At 49.2% G+C, this 20747-nt stretch carries 22 protein-coding genes; 11 read left to right on the forward strand and 11 right to left on the reverse strand.

What is annotated here, in order from left to right; translation table 11 throughout:
- The 4 genes from Q0198_RS03365 to Q0198_RS03380 all read right to left on the reverse strand — a co-directional run.
- Nucleotides 1-621 (reverse strand): metallophosphoesterase (locus tag Q0198_RS03365; protein WP_297894969.1); only part of this gene is annotated, 621 nt, incomplete at its 3' end.
- A 42-nt stretch (nt 622-663) separates the two neighbouring features.
- The gene (gene argC, locus Q0198_RS03370; RefSeq protein ID WP_297894972.1) at nt 664-1671 is read right to left on the reverse strand and encodes an N-acetyl-gamma-glutamyl-phosphate reductase; all 1008 of its coding nucleotides are present in this window, start codon (nt 1669-1671) and stop codon (nt 664-666) included.
- 1 nt (nt 1672) lies between these two features.
- Complete coding sequence (gene greA, locus Q0198_RS03375) at nt 1673-2164, reverse strand: transcription elongation factor GreA (protein ID WP_297894975.1); 492 nt, start codon at nt 2162-2164, stop codon at nt 1673-1675.
- 48 nt (nt 2165-2212) lie between these two features.
- Nucleotides 2213-3400, reverse strand: a complete 1188-nt coding sequence (locus Q0198_RS03380; RefSeq protein ID WP_297894977.1) for a DUF354 domain-containing protein — start codon at nt 3398-3400, stop codon at nt 2213-2215.
- A gap of 68 nt (nt 3401-3468) precedes the next feature.
- On the opposite strand from Q0198_RS03380, the gene Q0198_RS03385 reads away from it, so the two are divergent.
- From Q0198_RS03385 to Q0198_RS03435, 11 genes are all read left to right on the forward strand, one after another.
- Nucleotides 3469-3969: a hypothetical protein gene (locus Q0198_RS03385; protein ID WP_297894980.1), complete on the forward strand. Its 501-nt coding sequence runs from the start codon at nt 3469-3471 to the stop codon at nt 3967-3969.
- Nucleotides 3970-4361: 392 nt separating this feature from the next.
- Nucleotides 4362-5141 carry a 5'/3'-nucleotidase SurE gene (surE, locus tag Q0198_RS03390; protein ID WP_297894988.1) on the forward strand — a complete coding sequence of 260 codons (780 nt, stop codon included), beginning with the start codon at nt 4362-4364 and terminating at the stop codon, nt 5139-5141.
- Nucleotides 5134-5802, forward strand: coding sequence for a ThiF family adenylyltransferase (locus Q0198_RS03395; protein ID WP_297894990.1), 669 nt, complete (start codon nt 5134-5136; stop codon nt 5800-5802). Before surE ends, Q0198_RS03395 begins: the two co-directional genes overlap by 8 nt.
- Before the next feature lie 680 nt (nt 5803-6482).
- Complete coding sequence (locus tag Q0198_RS03400) at nt 6483-6980, forward strand: nitroreductase family protein (RefSeq protein ID WP_291938251.1); 498 nt, start codon at nt 6483-6485, stop codon at nt 6978-6980.
- 2 nt (nt 6981-6982) lie between these two features.
- Entirely contained in the window at nt 6983-7834 is an 852-nt protein-coding gene (modD, locus tag Q0198_RS03405; protein ID WP_297894993.1) for a ModD protein, read from the forward strand.
- 116 nt (nt 7835-7950) lie between these two features.
- Nucleotides 7951-8652 carry a molybdate ABC transporter substrate-binding protein gene (gene modA / locus Q0198_RS03410; protein ID WP_297894996.1) on the forward strand — a complete coding sequence of 234 codons (702 nt, stop codon included), beginning with the start codon at nt 7951-7953 and terminating at the stop codon, nt 8650-8652.
- Complete coding sequence (locus tag Q0198_RS03415; protein ID WP_297894998.1) at nt 8649-9317, forward strand: ABC transporter permease subunit; 669 nt, start codon at nt 8649-8651, stop codon at nt 9315-9317. The genes modA and Q0198_RS03415 overlap by 4 nt, the downstream gene beginning before the upstream one ends.
- A gap of 65 nt (nt 9318-9382) precedes the next feature.
- Nucleotides 9383-9928: a superoxide dismutase family protein gene (locus tag Q0198_RS03420; protein WP_297895001.1), complete on the forward strand. Its 546-nt coding sequence runs from the start codon at nt 9383-9385 to the stop codon at nt 9926-9928.
- A gap of 402 nt (nt 9929-10330) precedes the next feature.
- The gene (locus Q0198_RS03425; protein ID WP_297895004.1) at nt 10331-10864 is read left to right on the forward strand and encodes a DUF1104 domain-containing protein; all 534 of its coding nucleotides are present in this window, start codon (nt 10331-10333) and stop codon (nt 10862-10864) included.
- A gap of 482 nt (nt 10865-11346) precedes the next feature.
- Nucleotides 11347-12009 (forward strand): response regulator transcription factor, encoded by a 663-nt coding sequence (locus tag Q0198_RS03430; RefSeq protein ID WP_297895007.1) that lies wholly within the window; start codon nt 11347-11349, stop codon nt 12007-12009.
- An 18-nt stretch (nt 12010-12027) separates the two neighbouring features.
- A complete protein-coding gene (locus Q0198_RS03435; protein ID WP_297895027.1) occupies nt 12028-13125 on the forward strand; it encodes a HAMP domain-containing sensor histidine kinase in 1098 nt (365 codons plus the stop codon).
- A gap of 272 nt (nt 13126-13397) precedes the next feature.
- Here Q0198_RS03435 and Q0198_RS03440 read toward each other — a convergent pair whose 3' ends face one another.
- The 7 genes from Q0198_RS03440 to Q0198_RS03470 form a co-directional block, all read right to left on the reverse strand.
- Complete coding sequence (locus Q0198_RS03440) at nt 13398-13565, reverse strand: hypothetical protein (protein WP_297895009.1); 168 nt, start codon at nt 13563-13565, stop codon at nt 13398-13400.
- A gap of 393 nt (nt 13566-13958) precedes the next feature.
- Nucleotides 13959-14153: a hypothetical protein gene (locus Q0198_RS03445; RefSeq protein WP_297895011.1), complete on the reverse strand. Its 195-nt coding sequence runs from the start codon at nt 14151-14153 to the stop codon at nt 13959-13961.
- Between the two features lie 58 nt (nt 14154-14211).
- The gene (locus tag Q0198_RS03450) at nt 14212-14808 is read right to left on the reverse strand and encodes a phosphoesterase (RefSeq protein ID WP_297895014.1); all 597 of its coding nucleotides are present in this window, start codon (nt 14806-14808) and stop codon (nt 14212-14214) included.
- An 82-nt stretch (nt 14809-14890) separates the two neighbouring features.
- Nucleotides 14891-16384 carry an RNA ligase gene (locus tag Q0198_RS03455; protein ID WP_297895016.1) on the reverse strand — a complete coding sequence of 498 codons (1494 nt, stop codon included), beginning with the start codon at nt 16382-16384 and terminating at the stop codon, nt 14891-14893.
- Nucleotides 16385-16698: 314 nt separating this feature from the next.
- The gene (locus tag Q0198_RS03460) at nt 16699-17739 is read right to left on the reverse strand and encodes an isoaspartyl peptidase/L-asparaginase (protein ID WP_297895019.1); all 1041 of its coding nucleotides are present in this window, start codon (nt 17737-17739) and stop codon (nt 16699-16701) included.
- A gap of 417 nt (nt 17740-18156) precedes the next feature.
- Nucleotides 18157-18594, reverse strand: a complete 438-nt coding sequence (locus Q0198_RS03465) for a DUF417 family protein (RefSeq protein WP_297895021.1) — start codon at nt 18592-18594, stop codon at nt 18157-18159.
- 188 nt (nt 18595-18782) lie between these two features.
- The gene (locus Q0198_RS03470; protein ID WP_297895024.1) at nt 18783-20309 is read right to left on the reverse strand and encodes a thiamine-phosphate kinase; all 1527 of its coding nucleotides are present in this window, start codon (nt 20307-20309) and stop codon (nt 18783-18785) included.
- Nucleotides 20310-20747 lie beyond the last annotated feature (438 nt).

Raw genomic sequence — 20747 nt, forward strand, 5'->3', positions numbered from 1 at the left:
ATATAAAATTTCATCTTGATGATAGTGCCCCTCGATGATTAAATTTGCCGCGTAAAAATCAATCTTCGGCGCGATTATATCCTTAAAATTTGGCATTTTTTTGTATAGATTTTTCCCCTCTTGCGATTTTAAGATCATCTTTGAAATTTTAAATTTCAAAGCGCGATCGAGCAGATCCATAAATTTCAGAAAAGCTCTGTTTCGCAGCGAAAGCAGCGCAAGCTGCGTCAGGCGCGGCAAAAACAGATCGCCGTGCGCAATCTGTACCGCTTCGCCGCTCTCGCAGATAAATTTAACGGGCTGCGCGGCGTTCGGATAAACTTTTGCGCAGGGGAAAATTTCGCGCAGATTAAAATCGTGATTGCCCTCGAAGTAAAAAATTTCGCATTTTTGCGACAGCTCGTTTATTAGCGCGATCTCCTCTTCGTAGAAGCGCCGCACGTAGGTCGTGTTTGCCAAAAAATCAAACATATCGCCCATCATAAAAATTTGGGGCGGCAGGCTTTGTGCAGAACGCAGCGCGCGCAGAAATTTCAAAAATTGCGGCCTGCTTGCGCCCGCGTGCGCATCGCCGATAAAGATTGCGCCCGGTTTTATCGTCTGAATTTGATCATTTTGCATCTAGGCTCCCGCGCGTAACGGCTTTTGCAAAAAGCTCATCGCTTAAATTCCGTGTGCGATACGCGGCAACGCCGTAGCTTCGGCGAATCCGCACATTAAATTTGCGTTTGCGACCGCCTGCGACGATGCTCCGCGCAAAAGATTATCGATTGCCGAGTTGATCCAAATTTTATCGCCCGCAGTTTTTACAAAAATATCGCAAAAGTGCGTCCCTGCGACGTTTTTTATACTCACGGGCTCGCTTCGGACGCGCACGAAAGGCTCGTTTGCGTAAAATTCCCGTAGCACCGCCTCTGCATCCACGCTCTTTTGCAGTACGCCAAACGCGCTAACCAGCATTCCGCGCGTAATCGGCAGCAAATTCGGCACGAAAATCGTACTAAATTCGCCGCCTTTTAAAATTTGCAGCTGCTCTTTGATCTCGTCTGCGTGGCGATGCGAGATCGGCGAGTAGGCGCCCGCGTTTTCGTTTACGCTTACGAAATGGCTGCTCGTTTTAAGAGCCTTGCCCGCGCCGCTTACTCCGCTTTTTGCGTCGATAAATACGCCGGTATCCGGATCTAGTAGCCGCATAAACGGCGCGAGCGCCAAAATAGAGCAGGTAGGATAGCAGCCCGGATTTGCCGTAAGCCGCGCCGTGCGGATCTTTTCGCGATTTAGCTCGGGCAGTCCGTAAACGGCGTGGGCTAAATTACGAGGGTCTAAATGCGTGGTGTAATTTTTCTCGTAAAGCTCGCGGCTTAGGCGATAATCAGCTGATAGATCAACTACCTTGACGCTTTTAAATTTTAAAATTTCGCGGGCAAATTCCATCGCTTTTTCATGCGGCAGCGCCAAAAAAATAAGATCGCATCTTTGCGCCGCAACGCGAGCATCCGCGGCTTCTACGCGCATCTGCAAAACCCCGCGAAGTTGCGGGAAAATTTCGCTTATCTCACTCTGCGTCGAGGCGCCTAAATATGAAATTTCAAAGCCTGGATGAGAAAGTAGAATTTTAATCAGTTCAAGCCCGGTATAGCCGCTAACGCCGATTATTCCCGCTTTTTTCATCTTATTTTCCAAATTTAATCGGCCTGTATTCGACGCTTAGAATTTCTACGTCGCGGGTGCCGGATGGGAGCTGAAGCACCACCTCATCGCCCTCGGCTTTACCTAAAAGCTGGCGCGCAAGAGGCGTATTAATATTGATGAGCTTGCGCGAGATGTCCGCTTCGCTAAGCCCTACAATCGTGTAAACCTCCTCCCGCTCGGTCTCCATGTCCATAAAGGTAACGGTAGAGCCGAATTTTACGCGATCGTGCTCGTAGGTGGAGGGGTCGATGATTTTACTTCGAGAGACGATGTCGCTAAGCTCGGCGATGCGCGAGAGCAAAAACGCCTGCTCCTCGCGCGCTGCGTGGTACTCGGCGTTTTCTTTCAGATCGCCGTGTCCGCGCGCGATGTCGATCTGCTGCACGATGTGAGGCAGCTTCACGCTCTGAAGCTCCTTGAGCTCGGAGGTGATCTTTTCATATCCGTAAAGCGTCATTGGTTCGGTCGTCATAATCTTCCTTTCTTTTTATCAAATTATATAAGCTTTAGCCTTAAAATTTTAGCTCGCGGGCTGCGTTAAAATTTTTGCCACGTTTTCGCTGGAGCCGAATTTCAGATAATCTCGCAGCTTCTCGCTCGCAAGTTTAAATTTCGCGGCGTCGCAGCGCTCGTATGCGGCGAGTAGGTTTTGCGCGCTTACTTCGGATTGCAAAAGCTCCTCGTGCAGCGACTCCTCGCCCAAAAAATCAAAAATAATATTTGCAAGCCCCACGTGCTTTAGCTTTACGAGCTTTCGCGCAAGCCAAACGTCAAACGCGCGAGCCTTGTAGCACAGCACGAACGGAGTGCCGATGAGCGCCGCTTCAAGCGTCGCCGTACCCGAGCAGATGAAGGCGAAATCGCAATCCTTAAGCGTGGCAGGAGTATCGTTTGCGATGCTAAAACCGTCCAGAGGCCCGTAAATTTCATCTCTTTGATCCATCAGATGCGGCGGGATTATTAAGGTTCGCTCGCTATTTTCAAATTTAGGCGCAAGTGCTCTAAAAATCGGCATCAGCCTTGAAATTTCAGCCCTACGCGAGCCCGGCATAAAGGCGATCTTGCCTTGCTTTTCGTAGCTTTTCTTTTGGAGTTTTATCTCATCAAGCAGCGGATGCCCCACGAAAGAGTACTTTGCGGTTTTGGCGCTTTGGCTGCTTTGGCGCGCGGCATCCTCTTTCGGTGTAGCGTCTTTATCTTTTGTTTCTTGTAGTGCAGTGTCTTTGCCCTCCGCTTCTTGCGGCACAGCGCCTTTATCTTCCTCGCAATCCGCGCCGAAAAATTTTGCCTCAAAAGGCCAGATTGAGAGCAGATTATCGCAAAACGCCTTCAGCTTCTCCGCTCTGTGCGGCTTCCATGCCCAAACCTGCGGCAGGATATAATATGAAATTTCCGCGCGCGCGCCGCTTTCTTTGATCGCGCGAGCAAGCGGCAGATTAAACGCGGGCGAGTCGATGAGTAGCACGCGATCGCACTCCGCCGCAAGCCGCGTCATCTGCGCCATCGCGCGCTTGGCTTTTAAAATCAGCGGCAGAATTTCAACAAAGCCCATCGCCGAAAACTCGCTGCTTTTATATATCGGCGAGCCAAGTTTTTCATCGAAAATTCCGCAAATCTCGCAAGCGGGATCGAGTTTTTTAAGATGCGCTAGAACCTCTTTAAAATGCAGGTTCGCAGAGGGTTCTAGACAAGAGATTAAATATTTCAAATTTAGCCTTTTAAATTTTTGTTAATTATAGCAAAATGTGCTAAAATTAAGCCGACAAAGGATTTAAGATGAGAAATTTTAAAATTTTAGCGCTATGCGGCGCGTTCGCGATGTTGCTGGGCGGTTGCAGTGCGGCTAAATACCAAAAGCGTCAAGTCACCGAGGATCCCGCAGTAACGGCGCGTTTTGAGGCGCTTAGCAAGCTAGGCTCGCCCGCACTCGTCGCTAAAGCCGCAGCTAGCGAGATCGCAGCAGACGTAGGCGGCGCCAAGCCCCACGTTAAGGTTGCGCAGTTTGCCTTCCTCGAAGAAATTAGCGCACAAGGAAGCGATCTGATCTATGCCTACTCGCTAAGCCCTGGCTGGGCGAGCCTGAAAAGCTCCGATCGGCAAAAATATCTCAAATTGCTAACCAAGGATATTACCGAAAATGACTGCAACGCACCTAGTACGCGAGCTTTATTGCGAAGCGGAGTGCGTGAAGTGCACCGATTTTTCTACGATTATCCAAGCTCGCACCTACTTGATTCGCAGGTGAGCGAGGAGATATGCCGTAAAGCGGGGTTATAGATAGTCTCGCATAATTTTATGCCGCGGATTTACATCGGCGCGAAAGCGAAATTTTATGGTGTAAAATCTGTGATAATTTAAAAGGCGAAATTTTGCGGCGAGTTGCGGAGTGCGGTCGCAAAATTTAATTTAAGGAATTTCGAAAACGAAATTTAGGCGATGAAATTGCATAGCAGGCTATAAAAATTTGTAGCGTAAAGGCGGAATTTTTCTATGAATTTTGTGATCTAAGTTTCGTGATGGAATTTTTGCGAAAAAATTTGGCGCGATGGAATTTTACGCCGCGCAAGCTAAGTAGCAATTTTTACATAGTAAAGAATTGAGCGCTAGAATTTTGCAGACGTAATTCCGCTTAGATAGGCCTGTCGTGAAATTTTAGCTAAAGAGAGAATATGAAAGAAATTTTAATCACCAATGACGACGGATTCGAAGCGCACGGGCTTTTGGAGCTCGCAAGCGCACTAAGATCGGTCGCAAACGTCACTATCGTAGCGCCAAGCTCGGAAAAATCGGCATGCTCGCACTCGCTCACGCTCACGCGCCCGCTTAGATTTGTAAAGCTCGACGACGGATTTTTTAAACTAGATGACGCTACGCCCGCAGACTGCGTGTATTTGGCGCTTCGCGCGCTGTATAACCGCAAGCCCGATCTAGTGATAAGCGGCATAAATCACGGCGCCAACGTCGCGGAGGACGTGACCTATTCGGGCACTTGCGGAGGCGCGATGGAGGGGGTTTTGCAAGGCATTCCCGCGCTTGCGGTGAGCCAGTTTTACGTCGCGGACTCGCTGCAGCGGTACGGATTTGATCTCGCGTGCGAGCTCGTGGTGGAATTGGTCGAGAAAATCTTTAATAAAGGCTTTCCTCTGCCGCCGAAGCAGTTTTTAAATTTAAATGTCCCTGCCGTTTCAAAGCAGGATTTTAAGGGGCTTTCGGTTGCTCCGTGCGGCGAGAAGCTCTACGATACCGACGCGCAGCTAAACCGCAATCCGCGCGGAATAGAGTATTATTGGCTAGGCAAATCTACGCTCAGTTTTGATGCAAGCAAAAACGAAAATAGCGACATTTCGGCACTTTTTGAGGGGCGGGCAACGCTAAGCCCAATTAAGTTAAATTTGACCGCGCACGAGCAGATGAGCGCGCTAGAAAGGTGGATGAAAAACGATGAGTGAGGTCGTAGTAGACCGCTTTTCGCGCTCGCGCCTACTTTTTGGCGAGGATTTTGCAAGGCTGCAAAGCGCTAAAATTTTAATCTGCGGCTGCGGTGGCGTGGGCGGAGCGGCGATAGAGGCGCTATACCGCAGCGGCGCGGTAAATCTAAGCGTGATCGATTGCGATCGCTTCGAGATAACCAATCAAAACCGCCAGCTTGGAAGCGAGCATGTAGGCGAGCTAAAATGTGAGGTTTTCGCACGCAAATTTAAAGGCGTAACGCCGATCGTCGCTAGGATCGATGAGGAATTTTTATCTAAATTTGATCTAGCGCAATTTGATTTCGTAATCGACGCGATCGACGACGTGAGTGCTAAGATCGCTCTTGCGCTGCGCTGTAGCGAGGCGGGCGTAGGATTTGTAAGCTCGATGGGCGGCGCAAAGAGGCTCGATCCCGCTAAAATCGAAATCCGCTCAATCTGGCAGACGCAAGGCGATCCTCTCGCGCGTAAGATCAGATCTGAGCTGCGAAAGCACGGCTTTGCGGGCGATTTTGACGTCGTCTGCTCAAGCGAGCCGCCGCGCGTCAAATCGATGGGCAGCTTCATGGGCGTGACCGCGAGCTTCGGGCTTTTCATCGCAAGCTACGTCGTGCGCAGGCTGATAAGCAAGCAGGCTTAAGCGGTTAAAATTTTATAGCGTTTCGGCGCACGGCTCCGCCTAGTCGTGTTTGGCGGTTAAATTTTAGATATTTTGAGCTTTTGATGATCCGAGCGCGCTTTGCATGCGGTACGGCGCGGCAAGTGCTTTGCGGCGCGCGTGCGGTTAAAATACAAAGCGGCAAAAGTTAAATTTTACCAGGCGATGAAGATAAAATTTGCTCGGCGCAAAGGTGAAATTTCATTGCTGCGAAGGATAAAATTTTATCCGCAAAGATCGACGCAGACTCGGTGCGAAATGAAATTTAAGGACCACGCGAGCTACACGCACATATTGATGCATACGGCGTGTCATTTTAGCAGGTGCCAGATAGCAGCCTAGGATTAAAATTTAAATACGCGGATCGCAAGCTTGCTTGTGAGCGAAATTTTGATTGAATTAAGTTCGCGCAGCTATCCTATGCGGCGTGTTTCATAGTGATGAGGCTTGAAATTCTATCGCGACTTTACGCTTTTTGATGCAAAAAGAGGCGCACCCAGGCAAGTAAAACCAAATCTGCGCGCATCGGCCGCCACGTAGCGCCTAAATAGCGTAAAGCGTAAGCGAGGCTCAAGCAAACGCAGCGGCAAGCTTACTTCTAAATTCCATTTTTTACCGCTCGCAAAAAGCGGAATTTAGAAATTTAATTTAAAGGAGCAGCGATGAATGAAATTTTTACACGCACGAGCGTACGGAATTTTACCGAAAAAATGCCGAGCGACGATCAGATCGAGCTCGTGCTAAAAGCCGCGATGCAAGCCCCTAGCGCGGGCAACCAGCGCTCATGGGAGTTTTACGTAGTGCGCGACCGCACCACGCTTACGCTACTTAGCAGCGTCGGCACCTACGGCGGCTGCACGAAGGATGCGCCGCTTGCGATCGTGGTCTGCACGCGCAAAAGCGGCTTAAAATTCCAGCCCTACGCTCGCTACGACTGCGCTTGTGCGGCAGAAAATCTCTGGCTAGCGGCGCACCATTTGGGGCTTGGCACCACGTGGCTGGGCGTAGCGCCCGATATTTACGCGATGGAGCGCGTAAGAGAAATCTTGGATCTGCCCGGGCATTTAGAGGCGTTTTGCATTATGCCTTTGGGCTTTCCGTCTCGCGTCACAAAGGCGCATTCACGCTTTGAGCCCGCTAAAATTCACTTCGTAGGCTAGAGATGTTTATTTCTCAGAGTAAAATCGACGATCTTATCGCTAGCGACGGCGCGTTTTTGGACCTTACGACCGAGCTTTTGCGGGACTTTGTGGATCTAAACGCACTCGCGCGACTTTCGATCGTAACGAGGCAGGATCTGATCTTTAGCGGCGGCGGAATTGCACGCGAAGTGGCGGCGCGCTTCGGCTGCGAGACGCAGTATCTAGCGCGCGAAGGAAGCGCATTTTTCGCGGGGGATGAAATTTTTAGCGCGCGGGGGAGCTTTGAGAGCCTCCATAAAGCTTGGAAGATCGTTCAGATCGTGTTTGAGTACTCCTGCAAAATTTCGACCTACGCGCACGAGATGGTTGCGCTGATGCGAGAAGGTAATCCGCGCTGCGTGCTGGGTGCTACGCGCAAGAGTTTTCCTTTTGCGAAGGAGCTTTGCGTAAATGCGCTGATCGCGGGCGGCGGGAGCATGCACCGCCTAGGGTTGCACGACAGCGTCCTGTTTTTTTCAAACCATATCCGCGCGTTTGCGAGCTTTAGCGAGTTTTGCGCGCAGATCGCTAAATTTAAAGAGCGCGCGCCAGAGCGAAAGATCATGATCGAAGTGGCGAGCGAGGGCGAATTTAGCGAGCTCTTAGGCTACGCACCCGATGCGATAATGTGCGATAAGATGAGCCCGGACGAGCTTAGAGCCTGCGTTTTGAAGCGAGATGAAACGGCGCCGCAGATTAAAATTTGCGCCGCGGGCGGTATAAATAAAAATAACTGCGCAGAGTTTGCAGCTACCGGCGCGGATGTACTCGTAAGCTCGGCGGTTTGGAATCAGGGCGTGTGCGATCTAGGCGGAAAGATAGAGCTTGTCTAAATATTAAATTTTAATTATGATGCAGGCTGCGCGCTTTAGATCCGCAAAAAAGCGGGATTTATTAATAAATAAGATTATATTTTGTAGAATTCTTAAAATTTCAAAAAAGGATTTTCATGAAAAAAATTGCTTTTATTTTAGCGCTTGCGGCAAGCGTTTCGTTCTGCGCGGATCAGCTGATAATCGCAGCCGGTGGCGGATACAAAAAGCCCGTCTCGGCCGTGATAGAAAATTTGAAAAAAGAGGGCATGGACGTGGCGGGATCGTTTGCCAACCTCGGCCAGCTCGTCATTCAATCGCGCGAGAATAAAATTTCATTCATCGTGGGCGACGAGGCGTTTTTGAAAAAAAGCGATCTAAATATCACTAAATTTGAACGCATCGGCCGCGGCACGCTCGTTTTGGTGACGCCAAAAAATATCAAAATACAGGGTGTCTCAGAGATCGTAAAGTTCGATAAGATCGCGATGCCCGATCCTAAAAAGGCGATTTACGGTATCAGGACGAACGAGTTTTTACAAAACGCCAAGATGGATGGAGTAAAAGATAAAATTTTAGCCGTCGCGGGCGTGCCGCAGGTGGTCGCTTATGTCATCAACGGTGAGGTGCAGGCGGGCTTTATCAACAGCACCGAAGCGGTCGCCAAAAAAGATGAGTTCGGCTCGATCATCTACATCGACGAGAGCCTCTATAGCCCCGCATACATCGGCATTGCAAGGCTTAGCGCATGCAGCGATGAGGCGCTTTGCGAAAAGGTGATGGAGGAGTTTAAGTCGGATCGCTCAAAAGAGATTTTTTCAAAATTCGGTCTTAAATGAGCGATATCGCTTGGATCGCGCATCCTTTGATACTAAGCACCAAAGCCCTATTTTGCAGCTTTTTGCTGCTGATTTCAATAGGGCTGGCAATTGCGTATTTTTTGGCTTTCAGCAAAGCCAAATTTAAAAAGATCGTCGAAATTTTAGTAATTTTTCCGCTCATCTTCCCGCCGATCGCGACGGGATTTTTGCTTCTTTACATCTTCGGAAAGAGCGGGTTTATCGGCTCTGCGTTAAATTTAGACATCGTTTTTAACTTTTCTTCATTGGTAATCGCCGCATTTTTAGTGGGGTTGCCGCTGTTTGTAAAGCCCGTGTGTGCGAGCTTTGAGCTCTTTCCGAAGAGCCTAATCGAAGCCGCGCAAATTTTGGGCAAAAACAGAGCTCAAATTTTCCTCTTCGTAATCCTTCCAAGCTCGCTTAAAACGCTCGGCTCCGCGCTTATTTTAGCACTCTCGCGCGGGCTTGGCGAAGTGGGTATCACGCTGATGCTGGGCGGAAATATCGTGGGTAAAACCGACACGCTAGGCCTTGCAATCTACAACGCCGTATATGACGGCGAGAACGAGCGGGCGCTGATTTTAAGCGTTTTGCTCGTGATTTTCAGCTTGATTTTATTTTATGCGATAAATCTTTTGGATAAAAAGCGAAATTTGTCTAATTGAAAAAAATTATTTTTAAGTATTTTTTTGATAGAATTGCAAACGCATTTCATTTTAAAGGATTTATCATGAAGAAATTTCTAATTTCATCAATTTTAGTCGCAAGCGCCTTGATCGCTCACGAGCACGGCGATATGCAAAATTTCGACCCTAAGACCGGCAAGCACCTTGTCATCGCGATGGAGCAGCTAGGCGAGAAGGGCAATGTAGCCGTCGGCGAGGTCGTAGCGGTCGAGACGAACTACGGCGTGGCGTTTTTCCCGAATTTAAAAGGTCTTGCTAGCGGCGCGCACGGCTTTCATGTGCATCAAAATGCCGACTGCGGCGCAAATGAGAAGGGCTTAGGCATGAAAGCGGGCGGCCACTGGGATCCAAGCGATACCAAAAAGCACTCGTTTGCTTGGGATGATAGCGGCCACAAGGGCGATCTGCCTGCGCTTTTCGTCGATGCCGAGGGCAATGCGGTCTATCCGGTGCTAGCTCCGAAGATCAAAAGCTTAGATGAGCTAAAAGGCCACTCGCTAATGGTTCACGTAGGCGGCGATAACCACAGCGATCATCCGAAGCCGCTTGGCGGCGGCGGCGCTAGAATGGTCTGCGGCGTTATAAAATAAGCTTCGTTGCGGATGAAATTTAATCATCCGCAATCTCTAAATTTAGCAGCCCTGCGGTTTAAATTTACGCGATGAAATTTCGCCGTCCGCAGCGCAGAGATACGCCCGCTCTGCCGTTAAATTTATGCATGGCGGGCTTTTAATACAATCTATTCAGCGCGAAATTTATGTTAAATTTACGCGCTGCACACCTCTTACCTTCCGCTTAAAATTTTAAAATTTAGCCTTGTTTGTGCGCATTGCGCTTCCGCTTTGTTTTTGTCGCAGAGGCGTAAAATTTTCTAAATTTAAATCAAAGCTTTAAATTTACGACGCCGAGCTATTTTGACGGCGTGAGCTTCATTTAACTTTTTCTTCACGACTTTTTCCTACAATCACGCCAACTTTCGCAAAGGAGAGAGAATGAAAAAGATTGTTTTAGCAAGCGTTTTAGTCGCGGGCGTGCTGTTCGCCGCAGATTTTCAAAATAGCACTCCCGAGCAGATCAATGCTGTAGTCGCGGGCGCCGACGCCAAGAGCTTAAGCGAAGCGGCGTTTGAGATCGATAAGCGCGCGGGCGAGCTAAGAGCGCAGGCAAGGGATCTCAAGCGCGGATTTAAGACGGAGTTTAAAAAGAAGCTGGACGCTATGAGCGTCGAGGATCGCGAGAAATTCCTAGACGAGTTTAGAAAAAACTATAACGCTCAGGCGGGCAAGCTAAGCGTCGAGCAGGCGGATAGGCTGGATATAGAGCTCAAAGACCGCGGCAATTTCGGCAAATTTAAAAGGCCTGCTTGCGGGTTCGGTCCGCACAGATCGCAGATGGCACCCGGCGAGTGCGGTCATATGCCGCCTAAAGGAATGCGCGACGGCATGGGCCAAGCAATGCCGCCAAGAGGCGAGATGCCGTGCAATCAAAACGCGGGCGCCGCTGTGTGCCCTATGACGCAGCAATAGCTGCCCGCGCGCAAGCTACGTAGTTCCGCGCAGCATTTGCGCGGAATTTTACTTTATCAAATCGCGGCGTAGAAATTTTAAAATTTAGCTTTGAAGCTTATGCGGCATAGCACCGATGAAATTTCGCAAAATTTTATCGGTGCAGGCAAGGTTTTGAAATTCTACGCGGCGAAATTTTAGGACGTGAAATTTTAAAATTTCGTAGCGGCGGAATTTTAAAGCCCAGTGTTTTGCCTGTAAATTTTAAAATTCCGCGGCGTGAAAATTTAATATCGTAAAATTTTAGCCTCTTGCGCTGCTCGGCGTGCCTCGCGAACAACAATACTAGGGAGCAATCTTATAAGCCTAAATTTAGTAAGCATACTTTTGAGCCAAGACGCACTGTTTCGCTGCGATAAAATTTGCCGTGAAATTTCGCAATTAAATTTTACGTGGAATTTCACAGGGTATAATTTCAAAAATTCTACGCAAGGAGGCGGGCTATGGCAAGGGTTTTGATCGTCGAGGACGAGGGAATGCTGCTAGATATGATGTGCACCTACATGCGCAGCGCGGGGCACGAGGTAAGCGGCAGTAAAAGCTACGACGAGGCGCTTTCATTAGCATACGAAAAGAGCTTCGATCTGTGGATCTTCGACGTCAAAATCATCGGTGGCAACGGCTTTGCGCTACTTCGCGAGCTGCGCGAGGCTGGGCGCGGAGCACCGTGCATTTTCACGACGTCGCTAAATACTCTGCAAGACGTCGAAAGCGGCTTTGGAAGCGGTTGCGACGACTATCTCAAAAAGCCCTTCGAGCTAAAAGAGCTAGCCCTGCGCGCGGATAATCTACTAAAGCGCACCTTCGTCCATAACGCCGCCCTGCGCGAAGATATCGGCGGAGGTTTTAGCTTCGATATGGCTCAGCACGCGCTTTATCGCGACGGAAGAGCCGTGCCGATGCCGCAGAAGCAGGCGCGGCTTCTTGCTCTGCTTCTGAAAAACCGCGATAAGTTCCTTAGCAAAGATGAAATTTTCGCTGCGCTGTGGGACTACGACGAGAGTCCGAGCGAGCTTAGCCTGCGCGTTTATATCGCGGAGCTGCGAAAAATTTTAGGCAAAGATCGCATCATAAACGCCTCCAAGCTCGGCTACAAATATATCTAGGAGCGCGCCGTGTCCAAAATGCGTCAAATTTTACCGATTTTTTTACTCTACACTCTTACTAGCGTCCTGTTTTTAGCGCTGGTAAGCAGCATATTTTACGAGCGGGAGAAGTTTTTTATCGCGGATCGCGATGCCTTTGCGATCAGAGATTTCAAGCACGGCTTAGAGGCTAAGCTAGCGCGCGGCGGGCGCCTAAACGAGGGCGATTTCGACGCTATGCAGGCATACGCGGCGGATCTGAATAGCAGCGATGAGATCGCGCGGGATTTTGAGCCAAAGGATGACGCACCGCGCGTGTATATGGAGGGGTCTAACAGGATAGAGCAGTTTAATCTCACCGGCAAGGACGGCACGGAGTATTACGTGGCGATCAAAACGGAGGCGCTTGAGGGCAAGCTAGCGGCGCTGAAGCTTAAAATTTTAGCCGCGAGCGCGCTTGTTTTGGCGCTTATTTTGCTGATCGCGTATTTTATCATCCGCCTTTCGCTACGCCCGCTTTACGAAAAGATCGAGTTTCTAAACGGCTTCATCCGAGACACGACGCACGAGATAAAAACCCCGCTTAGCGTGATTTTGATGAGTATCGAGCTTTTTGAAACCGAACCGAAAAAATATCTGGGCAATATCAAGACGGGCGCAAATACGATAAACGCGCTGTTTGAAGACCTAACCGCGCTAAGCTTAAACAAAAGCGGCAGTGGGCGAGAGGTAAATTTAAGCAAGCTGCTGCAAAGCCGCATAGAGTATTTCGACATCTCTGCTGAGCAAAAGCACATAAATCTACGCGCCGATCTGCGTCCGGCGGCCTTTTGTGCGGATGAGTTTAAGCTGCGAAAAATCATCGACAATCTGCTTGGCAATGCGATAAAATATTGCGATGAGCTCGGCTGCGTCGAGGTGAGCCTGCGCGAGTGCTCGCTTCGCATCAAAAACAGCGGCGCTGGCATCGCGCAGCAAAATTTGCCGCATATTTTCGAGCTTTACACCCGCTTTGATCAGCGCAACGGCGGCTTTGGCATCGGGCTTTTTATCGTGAAAAAATACTGCGACGAGCTCGGGCTTAAAATTTCATGCAGAAGCAAGCCGGGCGAGACGGAGTTTCGGCTGGAATTTTAACTTTTCACAAATGAAATTCTGCGCAAACGAAATTTTAGCAGGCGGGCTTGCTGGGCTTAACCGCGCGGGTTTAAATTTAGCTAGCGATTCAGTCCGTAAAATTTGCGCTAGGTTATAATTTGACGGCAAAATTCACGCATGCAATTCGGTCGCGTCCGCAAAATTTTGCCGATCGGTTTGCAGAATGCGCAGCGAAAATTCTATAAAATTCCGTGAAATTCTATGTGAATGCGGGCAAGATTGCGGCGGCTATGGATAAAATTTGCAGCAGCTTAGATAAAATCGCGCGCGACAATCGGCAAAATTCCGCGAATTTCGCCCGCGCACCGGTTGGGTTCGCCCTTGCTCTGTTGCTTCATACACACCGTATTCATAGCTAGTGCAAAAGGCGGTATCGTTTTGGGTTTTGATACTCGAACGGAAGCTATCCCTCCTCCCATTCTTGCCGCTCGGCGAGTTGGCGTGGATTATGCGCGGATAAATTTTAAAATTTAGATAAGCTCTGTCCTGCCGAAGCGAAGTTTTATTAAAACGGGCGGTGCAGCTATTTTAAGCGCATAGCCGTCCTTCAAAATGCACACCGATCTTTTTAAAGCACGCGGCAAATTTTAAAATTTGCGCGGAGGCAAAAGGCAAGCGAGGCAATAGAAGCTAAATTTGAGCGGTGAAGCTAGGTTTTATCGCTTTAAAATTTGACTTCGTATTTATGTATAAAATCAAATTCTGGGATTTTTGAATAAACTATTAAATTTAACTAAATTTGACCCCGCCCGAGTCAAAATAGGCGGGGCAAATTTAATCGTTTCTCGCCGAGCGCTTCTCTGCTTTCTGCACTATCTGCTAAAATCAATCATTTCTCGCCTAGCGGCCAGCAGACGATCGGTTTGGCTCCAAGTCTTGCTTCGCCGATACATGCCGAGTTTATCTTTCGTCCACGCAAAGCCCGTGTGTCCGTGCTTGTCGATAAAGATGCTGCCGCTGCCGTCGAGCGCTTTGCCTATCCCTGTATTATGCGAGCGCCTTTGCAAGATATTGCGGCAGGCTACGCTTTAAATCAATGCTGCGGCTGTCCGTGTTTAGCCAGGATCACAAATATCTTGCCGCGATTTGCTTTTGTCCTAAAATTTGCACGATCTCGTCTAAGCTTAAAATTTTGCCGTGCGAGTCAAAGCCTACGTTTAGTATGCGCCCCTCCAGGCTAGAAGCGCGGTCGTGCAAGTGCCCGTGAAGCATAAAAGAGCCTTTCGAGGCGTGGTTGTGCTCCTCCACGGGATAGTGAAACATACAGATGCTCATACCCGCTTTGCCGTCCTTTATCGCGCCCGCTCCGCCGTCAAAATTTAGCTCCTTGTAGTGTAGGATATCGCTAAAAATAGGATTTCCGTCGTCTTTTAGCTCGCGTAGCAGCGCTTCTTTGTTTTGGCTGATGAGCGTGTCGTGGTTGCCTAAAATCAGCACATGCGAGCCGTTTAGCCTACGCGCGACGCTTTTTAGATCCTTTAATTTATTACAAAATGCAAAATCGCCCAGATCATAAACCGTATCCTCGGGCCCCACTACGGCATTCCAGAGCTCTATTAGCCTTTCATTCATCTCGCCTACGTCATTAAAATCCCTAAATTTAGGGCAGTATTTCATAATATTGGCGTGATAAAAATGCAAATCGGAGGTAAAAAATATCATCATTTTTCCTTTAAGCTTTAATCGCCGCATCAAATTTGAGCTTTACGTAAATTTACACGGCGTCAAATATCCGCGCTAATCGTTAAATTCTTTCTAAAAATTCTTTTATAAAGCCTAGCTTGCCCTGCTCGTCAAGGGATCTGAATTCACGCTCGTTTGCTTTGATGTGATCGACTAAAGGGTGAAATTCCTCATCGAGCTTGGTTTTATCGAGTTTGCCGGAAAGCGCCTCGTTTTTACTGCGAGCGAAAAATTTATTCACGAGATAATAAGGCGTTTTCATCTTAAAGCAAAAATCGTTTTGGCTCGGAATATACACCATAAAGCCCTCGAATTTCGCCTCTTTGACTATATTTTTAAGCTCCGCAAAGCTCGTTTTTAGATACTGCTCGCCCTCTTTATAAAAAGGTCTTTTTAGCGCTCCGTCAGTGCTTGCAGCGATCTTATCCAGCTCAAATTCGCTCTCTTGCGCGCCGGTTTTAACGTCGATAAGTCCGATAAAAGTTTCTCCAAGCTCCTCTTCTACAATGTGCGGATCGCTCTCGTCGGTGATCTCAAATAAAAAAGTTTTATTTGGATAGCGTTTGAAAATCTCTTCAAATTTGCAGCAGTGCTCGCGCGCCATCTGCGCAAATCTACTATCGGTCGATCCCGTCGTGGAGTAGATGACGCGGCGGTTAAAGCTCGCGCCGCTTTCGCCGATATCTACGTAGGTGCAACACCCCAAAAAGCCGTTTACCTTTCGCACGGCAAGCACGGGCGTATCGTCTGTGATGTCGATAGGATAAAGGCTTTTGCGCGAGGTAAATTCCGAGTAGTTATAGACCTTTTTAAATGGACGCACGATGATATTTAGATCATCGTCCATTATGAGCCCGCGCATCTCAAGCAACGCCTTATCCCAATCGGCTTTGAAAAAGACGCGTTTTGAGTATTTGTAGGTGCGAAGCTCGGGATAAAGCTCGCTTTGACGCGCGCTCCAGAGCCTTTTATCCTGCGTAGCGGCGATATATTTTTTCGTTACGTAGGTATTTTGCGCCGCATCAAAGGGCAGATCGCGCCTGTTTAGAGCCGCCGCGTCTTTAATCTTTTGCGCTACGCTTTCGCTCATAGGATTAACGGGCGGGATCAAAATTTCGCCCTCTATTTTGTTGTTTGCGACCTTGATAAACATCGCTATCACGGTATCTTCATCGACGCCGTGCTCGGAGGCGAAGAAATTTTGCATTCTAAAGCATTCGAAAATAAATCCATTTTGGGCGGCTTGCTCTTTTAGGCTTAACAGCTCTTTGGTGCGCGCGCTCACGTTGCTAAGCACGATAAGAACGTCTCTATCTTTGTTTTCCATGGCAAATTTATACGCCTGCTTTATCTCGCGGGCGACCTTGCGCTTTGCATCCTCCAAAAGCTTCGGCGACCAAGTATAAACCCCCGCCTCATCGGTTAAGAACATATCGTTTTCCAGATGATAAATTTGCGCCTGAAGGTATTCGTTTTTAAATTCTTTAATTTTCTCTTTTGCGAAAGTCGTTTTACCCGAGCCCGCGTGTCCGCGAACGACTATAAATTTTCTCATTTTACCGCCTTGATTTTATGTGGCGATATTCTACCTGAAATTTGAGCGCTTTGGTATCAAGAAATATGGATTTTGGTAAAATTCAAGGCTCGGCGGAACTTAATACTCCTTGGTTTGAGCCTAAGTTAAAGAGAGCCGATTTTAAATAGAAAATTTGCGCTTTGCCAAGGTGTTGAAATTAAAATTTGACTAAATTTGCTTCGCCGAAGCGCTTGATCGATGAAAGCGCCAAATTCGATAGACGTGCGATAAAAAGCGTATTTGTCCTTGCTATTTGATTTAAATTTAGCCCCGTAGAGGGGCTAAATTTACGCTTATTTCTCGCCAAGCGGCCAGTAAACGATCGGCTTAGCTCCGAGCCTTGCCTCGCCGTGATACATTCCGAGCTTATCTTTCGTCCATGCAAAGCCGGTGTGTCCGTGCTTGTCGATCGAGATGATGCCGCCACTGCCGCCTAGAGCTTTGACCTGGGCTACCGCTTCTTCGGCGGCCTTTTGCACGTCTTGCGTTTTGTATTTATAAAGAGCCGAGACCTCGTGTGCGGCATTTACGCGCATGTATATATCGCCCGTGCCGGTGCAAGAAACCGCCACCGAGTCGTTGTCGGCGTAGGTTCCCGAGCCGATTATAGGGCTATCGCCGATGCGGCCGGTCATTTTATTGGTCATACCGCCGGTACTGGTCGCTGCGGCTAGGTTGCCGTTTTTATCCAGCGCGATCGCGCCTACGGTGCCTAGATATGGGCGCTCGTGTAAATTTAGCGACGTCTTTTTTGTCTTTTCGCTATCAAGTAGCAACTTTTGCTTCTCTTTGGCCTTTTGCAGCGCGTCGTATCTAAACTGCGTGAAAAAATACTTCTGATCCACCATCTCTAGGCCGTTTTCTTTGGCGAGCTTGTCGGCTCCCTCGCCCGCAACCAGCGTATGCCACGTCTTATCCATCACGAGCCTGGCGCCTAGGATAGGGTTTTTGATATGCCTTGCCATCGCGACCGCGCCCGCTTTTTTGGTCGAGCCGTCCATTATCGAGGCGTCGAGTTCGTTAAATCCGTCAGCTGTAAATACCGCGCCCTTGCCCGCGTTGAAATTCGGATCGTCCTCAAGCACCATAATGGCCGCAGTTACGGCATCCATCGCGCTGCCGCCTTTTTCAAGCACGGCTTGACCCGCTAAAAGCGCTTTTTTCATCGGCTCTTCGCGGATTTTAAATTCCTCTTTAGTTAGATCAAGCCCGCTGGTGCCGCCGTGAATAACGATAACGGGGGAAAATTTCTCCTGCGCATTCGCAGCCGTTAGCCCGAGCAGGGCCAGACTCGCCGCCATAAAAACGGCCTTTGAGAGTGAAAAGTGCTTCATATCTCATCCTTTCGAAAAAATTGCAGAATTTCTAAGAAATGATATAACTTTGCACTTTTCGTTTCGCTTAATCAAATGCGAATTCGGCTGGATCTGAATCTAATGCTTTGAGCTTAAGATTAAGCTTTCGCCGTCAAATTTAACGCGACTTAATTTGTGGCACAATCTGATAGGTCGATTTAAATTTTATAATTTTGAGTTTAAGCGTCGGTAAAATTTAATTACCGCAGCTCAATAAATTTCAACCGCGCGTCATAAAATTTTAGCGCGCGGCCGTATTTTAAAGGGTGCTATGCGAGCGAGCGAGCTCAAGCACGCACCCAGCCGGCAAAGCAGGCTTTAAATCAAACGCCTCAAACTCGCCGTGCGCGATCATTTAGTGTTGCGTCGGAACCGACGCCAGTATGTTTTGACGGCTCAATCGCAGCTTTTTTCTCCGTGGCAAAGGCGCGCCAGGTCGTATTTTAGCAGCACCAAGCCAAGGCCTAGCAAGAAAAGGTCTTTAAAGATAAAGCCGTCGATCTTGCCCAGCTGCGGCAGTAGGCTGAGCGTGCTCAGCGCCATGACGATCACGATGAGATCGCCCACGATGCCCGCCTTCGGCTTGAAAAAGCCCGCGATGAGCGAGAGATAGCCCACGGTCTCCACCACGCCCAAAAAGTAGCTCGCGCCGGCATCCCCGAGCGCTGAGGGCAAAAACGAAAGCCACGTCTGCGAAAAAAGCAGCTTTAAAGCCTCCACCTCGAACTCAAACCACTTGTAGTTGCCCATCACGGCAAGCACGATGATAACGGAAAGTCTGGCGAATATAATATCCGCGTCGCCTGTGACAAATTTTTTTACGATCTCCCTCATACGGCTCCTTTGTAAATTTTGTAGCGGTATGATAGCGAGCTTGCGTGTAGGTTACGTGAAGGGGCAAAATTTCAAATTCCAAATTCCTCGGCTTCATAAAATTCTACGCCTCCACAAAATTTCGTGGCTCTGCGAAATTTCAAATTCCATGCTACGCGCCGTAAAATTTAAAGCGAGCTCAGCAAATTTCAAGGAGCGAAGTGGTGCGAGCTGCCGCGAAATTCCATAGAGCTTTGCGGCGTGCGCGGGCAAACCTCGGCGATGATATTGATCGAAACGCCTGTTTTAGCGGCAATCGCGTAAATTTTGGGCAAAAATTTCGGCGCGAAGCTAAATAAAATCTCATACTCCTCGCCGCTTTGCATCGCAGCCTCGCTAGGACGGGCGATCCAGCGCGCACCCACGCCGCTAGCCTCGAGCAGTCGGGGCAAATCCTGCGCGAGCCCGTCGCTAATATCCATCGCCGCGCTAATCAGCTTCGCCGCTTTGTAAAAAAACTTATCGCGCAAGACGGGCCTGACGAAGCGCGAATTTTTTGAAATTTTTGCGCGTAGATCCTCGCGCAATCGATATGAGCCACTACCCGGCACAGGATTTTCGCCTGCAGAGCTCTGCGACGTAGAATTTTCGCATGCGAGGCTTTGCGCCGTATAATTCGCTGCGGATTTTTGCGCCATAAAATTTCCGATAGAATTTCCTACGCTCAAATTTTGCGTCGTAAAATTTTGCTCAAAAAACTCCGCGTCCCGATTTTGCGTCGCGGAGCCCTGCAAGCCGTCATACGAAGCGTGAGTATCTAAATTTTGTGTTATAGAGCCCTGCGACACGCTGCACGCGGTGTAAGCATTCAAATCTTGCGTAGAATTTCCGTTATCAGGGCTCGGCGCAGAAATTTTGCCATCAAAGCTCTGCGTAGAAATTTCGTTATCGAACTGCGTAGAAATTTTACCGGCAGAGTCGTCATAGCCGCCGCTTTGCAGCCCGCTATCTTGCGCCGTAGGGCTCTTGCGATCGTCTCTGCTCCGCGACACGGAATTTTGCGCCGAATTTTCGGCGTCCAGGCTTTGCGGCTCGGCGCGCGCAGATGAAATTTTATCGCCCGAGCTTCGCACCTCATCGCCAGGATTTTGTGTCGCCGAAGCCTCGGCGTTCAGACCCTGCGACTCATCGCTTAGACCTTGCACCGACGAAATTTTATCGTCCCGGTTTTGCGTCTGCGAGCTAGCGGGCGAAATTTCATCTCTTAAAAGCACCGTCAGATCGCGCCCGACGCTACCCAGCTCGCCAGTATGCGCAATGAGATCGCCCGCGCGCGCGCCGCTGCGAAACACCGGGCGCTTGCACTTGCCGATCAGGCTCACGCTAAGCGCGATGCGATCCGAGCCTACCGTGTCGCCGCCGATGATCCGTATGCCCCACTCGCGCGCCGTCTCGCTCACGCCCGCGCACAGCTCGTCGATCTCGCGCGTACCGATCTCGCGCGGCAGTGCAAGCCCCAGCAGGGCGTATTTGGCGCGCGCGTTCGTCGCGATCATATCCGAGATATTTACGAGCATCGCCTTTGCACCGATCTCGCGCAGGCTCAGCCAGCCGCGGCGGAAGTGCACGCCCTCGACAAAAAGATCCTTGCAATACGCCCGTTCGCCGATCACGGCGCAATCATCACCATTAAGCTTCGATCTAAATTTCTCAAAAATATACCGCTCTTTATCCATGCGCCCTCCGTTAAATTTAGCGTTACGCCGCAGCCGCGCGAAAGCTAAGAAGCCCGAATTTGCGGGCCTTTATTTAAATTTCGTCGCGCAGCAGGAGTTCTACGCTCCGTTTTGCAAGATTATAGCGTAAATTTAGATTTTCGCCGCGCGAGTTTGGCTGCGGTTCGGTGCGGCTCGATAGCAAAATTAGAAATCGCGTGAGTTTTGGGGCTTTAAGGCGGCTCGGTATGACTTGATGCGGACGAAGGCCCGCGATAAAACAGCGCCTGAGGCTATTTTTTGCTTGCGCCCGCCTGCGCGCACTCCCTCAGATGACGGCTCTTTTAAACGGCAAGTTTGAAAATTTAAAATTTAGCCGTAACCGCTGGCAAGATTAAATTTAAACGCTGCGTAAGCGTAGCAAAGATAGAATTTAGCGCTAAATTTTATGTGAAATTT

Origin of the sequence: uncultured Campylobacter sp., assembly GCF_938045205.1 — a bacterium.
In the GTDB taxonomy this organism is placed as follows: domain Bacteria; phylum Campylobacterota; class Campylobacteria; order Campylobacterales; family Campylobacteraceae; genus Campylobacter_B.